The organism is Rhizobium sp. CAU 1783, assembly GCF_054551725.1.
In genome coordinates this window covers 247,341-259,596 of sequence record NZ_JBTOLM010000004.1, presented here as the reverse complement: position 1 = coordinate 259,596, position 12,256 = coordinate 247,341, and the positions used below count along the sequence as shown (strand labels likewise).

Genomic DNA, 12,256 nt, shown 5'->3' with positions numbered 1-12,256 from the left:
GATGCGCTCAGATGCGGCGTGTATAGACGAACACCACCAACACCGCAACAAAACCTGCAGAGAGCTGAAGGCCGATGTCCGATAAACTGATTGCGCTATTTGCCGAAGAATTGGGCGTTGACCCTTCCGAACTTTCGGACGGCAGCAACCCCGATACGGTAGAAAGCTGGGACAGCCTTGCAGCGATGCGTCTGGTGGCCGCGATCGAAAGCGAATTCGACGTCACGCTGTCGGGCAAGGAAGTTATGAAGATGCGGACGATCGGCATCGCCCGAGAGGTGCTCGCTGCAAAGGGCGTGACCTTTTGATGGGCAGCCACGTAGATCCCGACAAGGATCGAATTCGCAGCCTTTCCAAACTCTGGCGCAGCTACACCTACGAGGAAACGCAGGAGAGCGATAACGACGTCTTCGTTGCTTTCTCTTCCACGTTCACGGATCGCGGGATCGCCGACTTCTTTGGCGCCTTGCTGCTAGAGGCCGGTCACGCCAATCCTCGGGTCAGCGTCGCCGACTACAATCAGGTCACCCAGATCTGCCTGAACCATCGGGATGCTTTCGGGACCCCCGAGCCGGAAGCCATTGTCATCTTGTTCCGGCTGGAGGATCTCTCGAACACGGACGATCCCCGGACAACACGCGAGGCGACGGACGTGCTGTTGCGCGCCGTTACTCTTCTCAGGGAACAGTTTCAGGGCATGATCGTGCTTTGCCTCCCCCCAAAGCCGAGAGGGTTTACCGAGGGGATTTCAACCTTCTCCAAACCATCGGCCCTGATGGGCGTCTGGTATGAGACGCTGGCCAGGATCCATGATCTGGCAAGCTCGAACTCCGGCATCTACACCGTCGATCTTGAAGAAGAAATTTCGCGATTGGGGGAAGCCCAGAGCCTTAGCCCTCGCGACGAAATGCTCTATCGCCAACCGTATTCCCCAAGATTTCAGCTGCGGATCGCGGACAGGCTGTTGCGCATCCACGCCGCAAGGAAGCGCGAGCCGAAGAAATGTATCGTTGTCGATTGCGACAACACACTTTGGGGCGGGATCATCGGCGAGGACGGCCTTGACGGCATCTCGCTGTCGGATGATTTCCCCGGCAGGCCTTATCGCGAGTTTCAGCGGCAACTCAAGAAGATGCGCGATTCCGGGATCTTCCTCGCGGTTTGCAGCAAGAACAACCCCGCTGACGTCGACGAGATCTTCGAGCGTCACAGCGGCATGATCTTGAAGAGAGACGACATCTCCTCCTGGAGAGTGAATTGGGAACCAAAGTCCAAGAATCTCGCGGAGATCGCCAAGGACCTGAACATCGGCCTGGATTCCCTGGTTTTCATTGACGACAATCCGTTCGAGATCGATGAAGTCGGCACGAACGCACCGGGCGTCACGTGCCTGACGGTCCCGGAGGATGCCACGGATATCCCGACCCTGCTGAAGGCCGCGTCCCGACTGTTCGACAGGCTTGAAATCACCAGCGAAGACTTGCAGCGCGTAGCAATGGTCCGGCACGAGGCGGCCCGCAACGAACTGGCGCAACAACTCGCGCCGGAACAATATCTTGCGAGCCTTGACCTCAAGGTGACGATCATAGTTCCGGACGAGAGCGACATCGCGAGGGTCACCCAGTTGGTCAACAAGACCAACCAGTTCAACGCGACATCGAGGCGCTATACGGCGCAGGAGATCACGGCATATCTCAAGGATCCGACGACCGACCTGTTCTGCGTCAGCGTGGAAGATCGGTTCGGCGAATACGGGATCGTCGGCGTCGCAATACTCAAGCACTTTGACGGCCGTTCCGAATTTGACACGTTGCTGATGTCCTGTCGTGTCCTGGCACGCGGGATTGAATCCGCAATCATCAGCTTCGGCATCGAGTTGGCGCGACGGAAGGGTTCGAAGCGTGCGGTCGGCGAGATCATTGCGACCAAGAAGAACGGGATGGTAGCTGACCTCTTCCTCCGACACGGTTTCGAATTGCGCGAGACCGACAGCGGTCGTTCGACATTTGACAGAAGCACCGACGAGCTTGCCGTTCCGGAATACATTCAGGTCGTGAAGCCGGATATTAGCGATGACTGGCGATAGCACCATGATCCCTGATGATCCTGCCCTGGGATACGATCCTCGCAAGCTGTTCCATCTCGGATATGTGGTTCCCAACATGGAGCGATCCATTAAGGCATGGACGAAGCTCGGCGCGGAAATCCTCGTACCGCCTGCGATTGACCCGATTCAGAAGGTGAGCTGTGCGCTCCTGTTGTTCCGGGGCGCGGCGCCAATCGAACTGGTGGCACCGTTGGACGCAAACGACAGCCCGGTGGCGAACCGTCTGGCGCGCGGGGGAGGGCTGGATCATATCTGCTTGTTCACCGACGATTTGGCGAGTGACCTGAACGATCTTGTCGCAGGCGGCGCCCAGGTTGTGGCGGAGCCCAGCTATGGCGCCGTCTTTGACAGGGAGATCGCTTTTGCTCTGACAAGGGTAGGCTTGGTGGTGGAGTTGATGACAAAACGGCGCATCGGAAAGCACGCTGCCGACCCCTTAGGGGAGGCTACGGCCATATGGGGCCTGAACAGCTGATCGGCCCCAGCACGTCGAAACGCCAACTCTGTGGTGGCGATCAGGCCCCGCATGCATTAACATCCAAGCCGGACTATCAAACGCGGCAGGCAAGCTCTTTCGCTGAATTGCCCCTGTCTCGAAGGCGCAACGTCTCGCGTACCTCAAAAAAGGATAGCATGCCGTCTTTCCGGGCTGTAACGAAAAAGCCCCGTCGCTCTGCCCAAGAGGCACCACGGCGTATCTAGGCGACACGGCATCGTGAAAATCTATATCTGGAAGAACACATGAACGAACGCAGCTACGCTTCTGACGGGGAAATCAGCCTTGTTGACGTCTATCGCTTTATCAAGGAAGGCTGGAAGACGTTTGCGCTTGCCGCCGCGCTGGGAGGCATCATCGGTGCTGGCCTCAGCTATCGCATGCCGGACCAGTTCTCCGCGACAGGCCTGATACGCCCCGCTCAGGTCTCAGACGTTCCGCTGGAGGATATCAACGTCCTGGTCGAAAAAATGCGTTCGCCCACCTTCTTCACCGCGAAGACACTTGAGGCGTGCGGCTCGACAGACGGGAAACAACTGAGCGATGCAATCAACGCAAGCATATCCAGGCAATCGGCATTCATTTCTGTTTCCTACCGGTCCGGAAGTTCGCAACTGTCGCGAGATTGCCTTCAGGCCGTGCTGAGCGACGTCAATGAGAACCAGGCCGAATTGATGGCCGCGCGTTCGAAAAGCGTCGAAGATGATCTGAAGGCATCAAAGAAGCTATTGGCCTACACTGACATCAAGCAACGAAACGAGCTTGAGCTAACTCAAGACGGGCTTGAGTTGGCCGAACAGGAGCTCGCGGACGCGAAAACTGTCCTGGGCCAACTCGAAGCCGCGGCTGCACGTCTCACTCAAGATGATGACCACTCGCTGGAGTCTTCCATGCTTCTATCCGTGGTTCTGTCGAAGAAAGCAGACATTCGAAGCCTTGAATCCAGCATTCAGGATCTCGGCAAGAGACTGAACTTGCTTCAATCCTCGCAGGAGGACATATCGCTCGACTTTGACAGCGAAGTATATCAAAGCGACAAGAAGGGCGCCCTACTAAAGAATCAGGAAAAAAAATCGAGAACATTGAGGGCTCGTATCAGCGAGCTGGAGCGCGATCTGTTGCCGCCCGCAACAGAAGCCGCAAAGTTTGCCACGCCGATCTACGCCCCCGAATATGCGGTCGGACCCAGACGCATGATGTTCACTGTCGTGGCACTGTTGTTTGGTGCCCTTGCGGGATTGGGGTTGCTTCTGGTTCGACATCTTGCCAGACATGCCGTACAGAGGCTTGGATAAGGTGATGTTTGGTGAACGCTCAGAGCAGGCTCGGCTTGCTTGGTCGAACCAAATCGTCGACGGCTCCCCCTTCCTAGCAGGCTCTCACTTCGATTTGTTGGGGGTCCCGGAGGTTCGGCCGGATCTAACCCTTGGGGCAATCCGGCTTGAATGTTATCCCATCTTGAACTTCTCCACCGCAGCCAGGCTGGGGCATTGATGATTGTGGCAAGACCACACCTTTGGCACCTGAAACAGAAGTCTGGTGTGGTCGGCAGGGACCGGCGGCAGCCGGCAGACCTGAAACTGACACTTGAACCGGATACCCAAGGGGCAACCGAAACCAGACTCACACGAAACACAATGCTTGAGCGTAAGAGTACGAGGCGCCAGCCTGAGACAAGCTGTTTCCACGAACGGACGGGTTATCTATGACAAAACGGGCACTTATCACGGGGATTACAGGGCAAGACGGTTCCTACCTAGCGGAATTTCTGCTCGACAAGGGCTATGAGGTTCACGGCATAAAGCGGCGTTCGTCGCTGTTCAACACGCAGCGAATCGACCACATCTATCAGGATCCTCATGCGCATCATCAGCGCTTGAAACTCCATTACGGCGACCTCACGGACAGCTCGAACCTCACCCGCATTCTCGCCCAGATCGAGCCCGACGAGGTCTACAATCTAGGGGCCCAGTCCCACGTCGCCGTGAGCTTCGAATCCCCCGAATACACTGCTGATGTTGATGCGATCGGCACCCTGCGCTTGCTTGAGGCGATACGGTTTCTCGGCCTCGAGAAGAAGACGCGTTTCTATCAGGCTTCCACCTCTGAACTTTATGGTTTGGTCCAGGAAGCGCCGCAACGCGAGACCACGCCTTTCCACCCGCGCAGTCCGTACGGGGTGGCGAAGCTTTATGCATACTGGATCACGGTAAACTATCGTGAAGCCTACGGGATCTACGCCTGCAACGGCATCCTGTTCAACCATGAGAGCCCACGTCGCGGCGAAACCTTCGTGACCCGCAAGATCACGCGCGGATTCTGCAACATCGCGCAGGGTCTCGAGGACTGTCTCTACATGGGCAATATCGACGCCTTGCGCGATTGGGGCCATGCAAAGGACTATGTCCGCATGCAATGGATGATGCTGCAGCAGGACGTACCGGAGGACTTTGTGATTGCGACAGGCGTCCAGCAGTCGGTGCGCGAGTTCATCGTCTGGACCGCACAGGAACTTGGCATCACGCTTCGCTTCGAAGGTTCCGGCGTGGACGAGATCGCTGTGGTCGAAGCCGTCACCGGCAATGATGCCCCGGCGGTCAAGCCCGGAGACGTGATCCTGCGGATCGATCCGCGCTACTTCCGTCCAGCCGAGGTCGAGACATTGCTGGGCGACCCCAGCAAGGCGAAGGAAAAACTCGGTTGGACGCCGGAGATTACGGCCAGGGAAATGTGCGCCGAAATGGTGGTTGAAGATCTCAAGACGGCTCGCCGACACGCTCTCATCAAAGCACACGGGTTGGAATTACCGGTGTCGATCGAAGGCTGAAATGGCCGGCGGATCATGGCCGTCGCACTGTGGGGGCCATGATCTTCCTTGCAAACGGGGGCAGCAGTCGGTATCGAGGCGTTGGTTTTCCCTTTGATGAGCAATCCATGACGTCACACGTCGCAAAGCCGTTTGCCTGCCTGCTGGATCAGCCCGTGACTCTGGGTGATCAGCGAGGATGCATCAAGATCCTCTACGAAAAAGGCAATGTCGTCCTGAAACGCTCGACCTCGCAGAAGGGCGTTTTTCGCGGACTCCATCGGCAGCGAGCGCCCTCGTTGCAGGACAAGATCATCCGTGTCCTATCCGGACGGATCTACGATTTCGTCACCGATCCCGACGATCCACAGGGTGTTATCTGGTATCGCGAGATTACTCCGGAAACGGACTGGGTTCACATTGCCGCCCATCTTGCACACGGATTCTATGCGATTACCGACGTCGAGTTCGAATATTTTTGTGACGGCCGTTATGATGAAGCCGCAGAGGACAGCTACTTCGTCGCTGACGTGTTGAGCGAGGCACTTTCGCTCGGAGACATGCAGCTTTCGAACAAGGACAAGGCAGGGATCCCGCTTGCCCGGCCTGTTCGCCAAGCCAATTGAGAGTGAACCGATGACCAAGCTGACCTTGCTGACTGCGTGTTACAACAGCGCGTCCACTGTCGCGGATACGCTTAAGTCCGTGAACGCGCAGGACTATCCCGAAATCGAGCACATCATTATCGATGGGAACTCGAAGGACAACACCGTGGAGATCTGTCGCAATGTCGGGACGCGGATCACGAAAATCGTCAGCGAGCCCGACAAGGGGATCTACGACGCCTACAACAAGGGCCTCACCTTTGCCACCGGCGAAATTATCGGCTTCATTAATTCGGACGACTACTATGCCTCCGGCAATGTTGCCTCTCAGGTAATGAAGGTGTTCGAGGACCCGGCGGTTGATGCTTGCCATGCCGACCTGGTTTATGTGAACCCCCAGCACACCGAACAGATCGAGCGGCATTGGCATTCGAAGCCGATTACACGCGCGGCTTTACGCAGCGGGTTCATCCCCGCCCACCCAACGGTGTTCCTGCGTCGCAGCGTCTATGAAAAGGTCGGCAACTTCGACCTGTCCTACCGGCTCGCCGCCGACTATGAATTCCTTTTGCGGACGTTCTACACATACAATGTCCAGTCGGTCTATGTCCCGGAAATCTGGGTACGGATGCGCTCGGGCGGCGCGACCGGCGGCAACATGAAGTCGATCCTGCGGCAGAACAACGAAATTCGCGCCGCGCAGGAAAAGCATGGCGTTCGTTGCTCGACGGTAAGGTTCTACGGCGTAAAGATCATCGACCGGCTCATGCAGCGCGTACGCGGGCGCTTCGTCAAGGCTCCGGACCTCCTGGCGACGAGATGACCATGATTGACGGCAAACGAGTTCTGGCACTGATACCCGCTCGGGCAGGGTCAAAGGGGCTGCCTCACAAGAATATCCGGCCGTTGCTCGGCAAGCCGCTTCTGGCGTGGCCGATCGAGGCTGCCAGGGCGTCAGCATATGTCGACCGGGTGATCCTGTCGACCGATTCGCCTGACTACGCCGATATCGGTCGCAAGTATGGAGCCGATGTGCCATTCCTGCGCCCCGCGGAGCTCGCCTCGGACAAGGCCCCCAGCATCGACTTCATACTGCATGCCATTGATTCGCTTGAAGCAGCAGGCGACCGTTTCGACCTGCTGGTACTGTTGGAACCCACCTCGCCGATGACCGAGGCATCCGATATCGACGGCGCGCTTAGGGCTTTGATGTCGCGCCCGGAACTCACGGCGGCCGTAGGAATTTCCGCGATGGAAACCCAGCATCCGGCTTTTGCCGTGCGCCGCGACCCCGAATCCGGACAGATCGTCCCTCTGCAGGGTGGCGACTTCGGCACGTTGCCGAGGCGTCAGGACCTTGAACCTGTTTATGCACTGGACGGCAGCTTCTATCTGTCGACAATTGACGCAATTCGCCAGAAACGTGGCTTTTGCCACGATGCGACGATGGGAATTTCGACAGATCGCTTCAAGTCTCTCGAAGTTGATGATCTCACTGATTTCATCTGCATCGAAGCGATCATGAAGCACCGGGCGGAAAACGCCGTCTCTGAAGGAGATAAATCATGAAAAGATGTACTCGCTGCCTTAACGTCGAAACCGTCGACACGCTGACCTTCGATGAAGAAGGTGTTTGCAGCGTGTGCCGCCAGTCCGAATACAAGGCTGAGGCCATCGACTGGGACGACCGTCAGCGCCAGCTTGACGAACTCATCGCCGAATATGCGAACAAGGGGCTCTACGACTGCATCGTACCGTTCTCGGGCGGAAAAGACAGTGTTTTCCAGCTCTGGTACATCGTCCGCAAGCTAAAGCTGAAGCCTCTGGTCGTGCGATTCAACCATTGGGGTTACCGGCCAAAAGTCGAAGAGAACAACACCATGGTGTTCAAGAAGCTCGGCGTCGATGTGGTAGAGTTCCAGCCCAACTTCCATGTCGTGCGCGAACTCATGCTGGAAAGCTTCAAGCGCCGGGGCGACTTCTGCTGGCATTGCCACACGGGCATCTATGCCGGTGTCATGCATATGGCTGTGCGTTTCGAGGTGCCGCTGTTGTTCTGGGGAGAGAGCACCGCTGAATACCATAGCTGGTACACCTTTGAAGAAATGGAAGAAGTCGACGAGAAGCGCTTCAACCGGCTCATGAATCAGGGCATCACTGCCGATGACATGTACGAGTTCCTCGGCGGGCGTGTCGAGATGCGCGACCTTTGGATGTTCAACTATCCCAAACGCAAGGACCTGATGAAGCTCAAGGTCCGTTCAATCTGCCTGGGCAACTACATCAAGTGGGACACCCGTTCGAACGTCGAGCTCATCGGCAAGGAACTGGACTGGTTCGGACACGAGGTCGAAGGCGTACCGCCGGAGTATCACTACGAAAAGGTCGAATGCACTTTCCAGGGAATGCGTGACTATTCGAAGTTCGTGAAGCGTGGCTATGGCCGCACGAACCACCTGATGTCGATCGACATCCGCCACGGCCGCAAGACGCGCGAAGAGGCTTTGCGCCTCGAAGCCCAGTACGACGGCAAGCGCCCCGCCTCGATGGACTGGTTCCTTGAGATCCTTGGCATGACGGAAGACGAATATTACGAGTATCTTCGGCCCCTCGCGATCCATCCATGGGAGTTTGACCGGGCCAAGGTCGAAACCGGGCCTGTGCCTTATGACTTCGACAAATGGGACCGCACGGATTTGAGTGATGTTCCGCTCGGACCGCAAGACAAGACCTGGGGGCGAGTCAGGAATACGAAAGACACGGACAAAGGCGAGTGAGATGATTGTCATCGTCGACTACGGCATGGGTAACGTCCGGTCCTTGTCGAACGCGTTCGAGTATCTCGGCTACGACACCGAGATCAGCCGCGAACCTGCGGCCTTCGCGGCGGCGGACAGGCTCGTTCTGCCCGGTGTCGGCGCGTTCGGCGATGCCATCGGCCTTCTGCGTTCGCTCGACCTCGAAGGCCCGTTGAACGACCAGGTCCTCGGCCAGGGCAAACCCGTCCTTGGAATTTGCCTAGGGATGCAACTCATGGCCAGCGTGAGCCACGAGCACGGCACGCACAAGGGTCTGGGCTGGTTTGATGCCGATGTCATGCCGATGATTTCTACGCCTGAGGCCAAGGTGCCGCAGGTCGGCTGGAACCAGTTGCAGATTTGCGGCGAGGAGTGGCTGTTCAAGGGTCTGCCGGCCAAGGGAAACGACGTGTACTTCGTCCACTCCTTCCATATGGTCTGCAAGGACCAAAACGATGTCATCGCCACTACCGATCATGCGCAGACGGTTACTGCCGCGGTGGCACACGGCAATATCGTGGCAACCCAATTTCATCCGGAAAAGAGTCAGGACAACGGGTTGCAGATCCTGCAGAACTGGATGGACAGGGAATTCTGAATGCTGAAGAAACGCATCATCCCCAAGTTCCTGATCCGTGACGGTCGACTGGTCAAGGGCATCGAGTTCTTCGACCAATGGCGCGAAGCGGGAAATCCGGTTTCGACGGCCAAGGTCTACGACAGCTATGGTGTCGACGAGATGATCTTTCTCGATATCGACGCAACTCTACAGAATCGCCCGCCCGAAGGGCGTATTATCGAGAGGGTGTCCGAAGAGGTCTTCATGCCCCTGACCGTCGGCGGCGGGATTACGACGCTTCAGCAGATCGAGGCCTTGCTGAAAGCCGGGGCCGACAAGGTCTGCATCAACTCGTCGGCGATCGATCGTCCCGGTTTCGTCACGCAGGCGGCATCGCGTTTCGGCGATCAGTGTATCGTGGTTGCTGTCGACTATCGCACCGGCCCGGAAGGGTCGTTTGTCTACCGACGTTGCGGGACCGAAAGGACCGAACTCGATGCGGTGGAATGGGCCTTGCGGATGGAAGATGCTCATGCCGGTGAAATCATGATGACGTCGATCGATCGCGACGGCACGATGGAAGGCTACGATCTGGAAATGATCGCCGCTCTTTCAGACCGGCTCCAGAAGCCACTGATTGCCTCAAGCGGCGCAGGAACGCTGAAGCACTGCATGGATGCTCTGGATGCAGGGGCTTCGGCCATCACGATCTCGTCCATGTTCCTATTCACCGACCAGAGCCCGATCAAGGTCCGCAGCTATCTTTCGACAAACGGGCGGAACGTTCGCTCGCAACACGGTAGCAGGTCGTGAGACCCGTCTCGGATATCCGCACTTCGCTGACCCCGACACAGTTGGCCGGCTATGCGACAGCACAGTTGAATAACCAGTTTCCGGATCCGGATCCGGTCAACGTCGATGACCTGCGTGATGCAGTACCCCAGGCGTTGGCACGGCTTGCGCATTGTTTTGCGCAGATCGACAACAAGTACTTCTTTGACGGCACGCAATCGGTCTTCAGCCACCTGCATGGCGACCAATATGCAATGTGGCTTTATTTCCTGTCGAACGAATTGTTCCGTCAGGGAGGCGACGCTGCGGTGTGTAGCAAGCTGTTTCTGCTCAACAAGGCACTACATGGCTGCGACATCTATTATGAGGTGGCGCTGCCCGAGATCTTTCTTCTTGTGCACCCGTTGGGCACCGTTCTGGGGCGCGGTGATTATCAGGATTACTTCGTTTCCTATCAGCGCTGCGGCATCGGTTCGAATCGGGATATCTATCCCCGGCTGGGCAAGCATGTGACACTCCGTCCAGGCGCAGCCGTCCTCGGAAAGAGCGTCGTCGGAGACAATTGCCAGATTGCGGCCGAAACGCTGGTTCTCGACACTGATATTTCGGCTGGCACCCTGGTCATGGGCCGCCCCGGCCAGCTGCGCATGAAGCCCAATACCGCGCCATATCCCCTCTGGCGCACGATCGGATAAGGATCCAACCCATGTCCCGTGACAAGACCGACAATCAATCGCTCAGCCAGCGCCTGCACGCTGTGATACCCGGTGGGGCGCACACCTACTCGCGCGGAGACGATCAGTTTCCATCCAATGCACCGGCTCTGCTGGAACGTGGCGAAGGCGCCTATGTCTGGGATGTGGATGGCAACCGTTATCTGGATTACGGAATGGCGCTGCGATCGGTCACGTTGGGCTACGCGCACCCCAAGGTGAATGCCGCCGCGATCGCCGAGATCGGGAAGGGCGTAGGCCTCACCCGGGCATCGATGACCGAGCTGCGCGCCGCCGAACGCCTGAACCAGTTGATCCCCGCGGCCGAGATGGTGAAGTTCGCCAAGAACGGCTCGAACGTGACCACCGCGGCAGTGAAGATCGCTCGCGCCTATACGCGCCGCAAATACGTGTGCGTGCCCCGCCAGCATCCGTTCTTTTCGTTCGACGACTGGTTCATCGGGTCAACCGCGATCAAGCGTGGGGTTCTCTCCGAACATGCCAGCACGACGCTGTTGTTCGACTACAACGACATCAACTCGTTGGCGGCTCACTTTGAGGCATATCCCGGCCAGATCGCCGCAGTCATGCTGGAGCCTGCGACGCATATCACGCCCTGCAGCAGCACCTGTTCGGCCCGGTGGCCGCAGATACCCTGCGCGGACTGCCCGGAGAACAGCACCAATTTCCTGCATCAGGTGCGTAACCTCGCCCACGCGAATGGCGCGCTGTTCATTCTCGACGAGATGATCACTGGATTCCGCTGGCACCTGAAAGGCGCTCAGCATTTCTTCGGGGTGGAGCCCGATCTCGTGACATTCGGCAAGGCCATGGCAAACGGCTTTGCCCTGGCAGCAGTGGCCGGTAAGGCCGAATACATGGAAGTCGGAGCAATCAACAAGCCCGGAATGGAGCGCACCTTCCTCCTCTCCTCGACACATGGCGGAGAGATGCCTGCACTGGGAGCCTTCCTTGCCGCCGTCGATATCTGCGAGCAGGAGGACGTTCCGGCACATCTTTGGTCGTACGGTGCACGGCTGAGGGAAGGGCTGCAGGCCCTCGCGGCCGAACGCGGACTGGCCGACCATTTCCTCGTGGAAGGCCCAGCGGTTGCACTGAACTACGTCACCCGCGACGCGACGGGGCACGCAAGCCCCGTGATGCGTACGATCTTTGCGCAAGAGATGCTGCGCAACAGGGTCATGATCCCCTGGATTTCCATCTCGCTGACCCATGGCCCCTCAGAGCTCGACCAGACACTTGTGGCAGCGTCGAAGGCCCTGGACGTGTACGCGACGGCGCTGAACGGAAACCCCACCGATTTCCTTGAAGGCGAACCTGTAAAGCCTGTCTTCCGCCCCACAAACTGAGGTCTCGTTC

At 57.8% G+C, this 12,256-nt stretch carries 13 protein-coding genes; all 13 read left to right on the top strand.

Annotation, left to right across the window (positions count from 1 at the left end; all coding sequences use genetic code 11):
* Nucleotides 1-74 precede the first annotated feature (74 nt).
* The 13 genes from ACX93L_RS17680 (at nucleotide 75) to ACX93L_RS17620 (ending at nucleotide 12,246) form a co-directional block, all read left to right on the top strand.
* Nucleotides 75-308 (top strand): acyl carrier protein, encoded by a 234-nt coding sequence (locus ACX93L_RS17680; protein ID WP_169593523.1) that lies wholly within the window; start codon nucleotides 75-77, stop codon nucleotides 306-308.
* Entirely contained in the window at nucleotides 308-2,086 is a 1,779-nt protein-coding gene (locus ACX93L_RS17675; protein ID WP_459406031.1) for an HAD-IIIC family phosphatase, read from the top strand. The genes ACX93L_RS17680 and ACX93L_RS17675 overlap by 1 nt, the downstream gene beginning before the upstream one ends.
* On the top strand, nucleotides 2,073-2,582 hold the full coding sequence (locus tag ACX93L_RS17670; protein WP_459406030.1) for a VOC family protein: 510 nt from the start codon (nucleotides 2,073-2,075) through the stop codon (nucleotides 2,580-2,582). Before ACX93L_RS17675 ends, ACX93L_RS17670 begins: the two co-directional genes overlap by 14 nt.
* A gap of 266 nt (nucleotides 2,583-2,848) precedes the next feature.
* Nucleotides 2,849-3,898 (top strand): GumC domain-containing protein, encoded by a 1,050-nt coding sequence (locus ACX93L_RS17665; RefSeq protein WP_459406029.1) that lies wholly within the window; start codon nucleotides 2,849-2,851, stop codon nucleotides 3,896-3,898.
* A gap of 410 nt (nucleotides 3,899-4,308) precedes the next feature.
* Nucleotides 4,309-5,430 carry a GDP-mannose 4,6-dehydratase gene (gmd, locus tag ACX93L_RS17660; RefSeq protein ID WP_459406028.1) on the top strand — a complete coding sequence of 374 codons (1,122 nt, stop codon included), beginning with the start codon at nucleotides 4,309-4,311 and terminating at the stop codon, nucleotides 5,428-5,430.
* A gap of 38 nt (nucleotides 5,431-5,468) precedes the next feature.
* Complete coding sequence (locus ACX93L_RS17655; protein ID WP_459406027.1) at nucleotides 5,469-6,035, top strand: dTDP-4-dehydrorhamnose 3,5-epimerase family protein; 567 nt, start codon at nucleotides 5,469-5,471, stop codon at nucleotides 6,033-6,035.
* A 10-nt stretch (nucleotides 6,036-6,045) separates the two neighbouring features.
* Complete coding sequence (locus ACX93L_RS17650; protein ID WP_459406026.1) at nucleotides 6,046-6,837, top strand: glycosyltransferase family 2 protein; 792 nt, start codon at nucleotides 6,046-6,048, stop codon at nucleotides 6,835-6,837.
* Complete coding sequence (locus tag ACX93L_RS17645; protein WP_459406025.1) at nucleotides 6,834-7,583, top strand: acylneuraminate cytidylyltransferase family protein; 750 nt, start codon at nucleotides 6,834-6,836, stop codon at nucleotides 7,581-7,583. The genes ACX93L_RS17650 and ACX93L_RS17645 overlap by 4 nt, the downstream gene beginning before the upstream one ends.
* Nucleotides 7,580-8,791, top strand: coding sequence for an N-acetyl sugar amidotransferase (locus ACX93L_RS17640; RefSeq protein ID WP_459406024.1), 1,212 nt, complete (start codon nucleotides 7,580-7,582; stop codon nucleotides 8,789-8,791). Before ACX93L_RS17645 ends, ACX93L_RS17640 begins: the two co-directional genes overlap by 4 nt.
* A 1-nt stretch (nucleotide 8,792) precedes the next feature.
* Nucleotides 8,793-9,410 carry an imidazole glycerol phosphate synthase subunit HisH gene (gene hisH / locus ACX93L_RS17635; RefSeq protein ID WP_459406023.1) on the top strand — a complete coding sequence of 206 codons (618 nt, stop codon included), beginning with the start codon at nucleotides 8,793-8,795 and terminating at the stop codon, nucleotides 9,408-9,410.
* Entirely contained in the window at nucleotides 9,411-10,184 is a 774-nt protein-coding gene (hisF, locus tag ACX93L_RS17630) for an imidazole glycerol phosphate synthase subunit HisF (protein WP_459406022.1), read from the top strand.
* Entirely contained in the window at nucleotides 10,181-10,858 is a 678-nt protein-coding gene (locus ACX93L_RS17625; protein ID WP_459406021.1) for an LbetaH domain-containing protein, read from the top strand. Before hisF ends, ACX93L_RS17625 begins: the two co-directional genes overlap by 4 nt.
* A gap of 11 nt (nucleotides 10,859-10,869) precedes the next feature.
* A complete protein-coding gene (locus tag ACX93L_RS17620; protein ID WP_459406020.1) occupies nucleotides 10,870-12,246 on the top strand; it encodes a glutamate-1-semialdehyde 2,1-aminomutase in 1,377 nt (458 codons plus the stop codon).
* Nucleotides 12,247-12,256 lie beyond the last annotated feature (10 nt).

Excerpts from the sequence above, each read along its gene's own strand:
- ACX93L_RS17680 (WP_169593523.1), top strand. The coding sequence starts at position 75 with ATGTCCGATAAACTGATTGCGCTATTTGCCGAAGAATTGGGCGTTGAC.
- ACX93L_RS17655 (WP_459406027.1), top strand. The coding sequence starts at position 5,469 with ATGATCTTCCTTGCAAACGGGGGCAGCAGTCGGTATCGAGGCGTTGGT.
- hisH (WP_459406023.1), top strand. The coding sequence starts at position 8,793 with ATGATTGTCATCGTCGACTACGGCATGGGTAACGTCCGGTCCTTGTCG.
- ACX93L_RS17620 (WP_459406020.1), top strand. The coding sequence starts at position 10,870 with ATGTCCCGTGACAAGACCGACAATCAATCGCTCAGCCAGCGCCTGCAC.
- ACX93L_RS17650 (WP_459406026.1), top strand. The coding sequence starts at position 6,046 with ATGACCAAGCTGACCTTGCTGACTGCGTGTTACAACAGCGCGTCCACT.
- ACX93L_RS17675 (WP_459406031.1), top strand. The coding sequence starts at position 308 with ATGGGCAGCCACGTAGATCCCGACAAGGATCGAATTCGCAGCCTTTCC.
- ACX93L_RS17645 (WP_459406025.1), top strand. The coding sequence starts at position 6,834 with ATGACCATGATTGACGGCAAACGAGTTCTGGCACTGATACCCGCTCGG.
- ACX93L_RS17670 (WP_459406030.1), top strand. The coding sequence starts at position 2,073 with ATGACTGGCGATAGCACCATGATCCCTGATGATCCTGCCCTGGGATAC.
- ACX93L_RS17640 (WP_459406024.1), top strand. The coding sequence starts at position 7,580 with ATGAAAAGATGTACTCGCTGCCTTAACGTCGAAACCGTCGACACGCTG.
- hisF (WP_459406022.1), top strand. The coding sequence starts at position 9,411 with ATGCTGAAGAAACGCATCATCCCCAAGTTCCTGATCCGTGACGGTCGA.
- ACX93L_RS17665 (WP_459406029.1), top strand. The coding sequence starts at position 2,849 with ATGAACGAACGCAGCTACGCTTCTGACGGGGAAATCAGCCTTGTTGAC.
- gmd (WP_459406028.1), top strand. The coding sequence starts at position 4,309 with ATGACAAAACGGGCACTTATCACGGGGATTACAGGGCAAGACGGTTCC.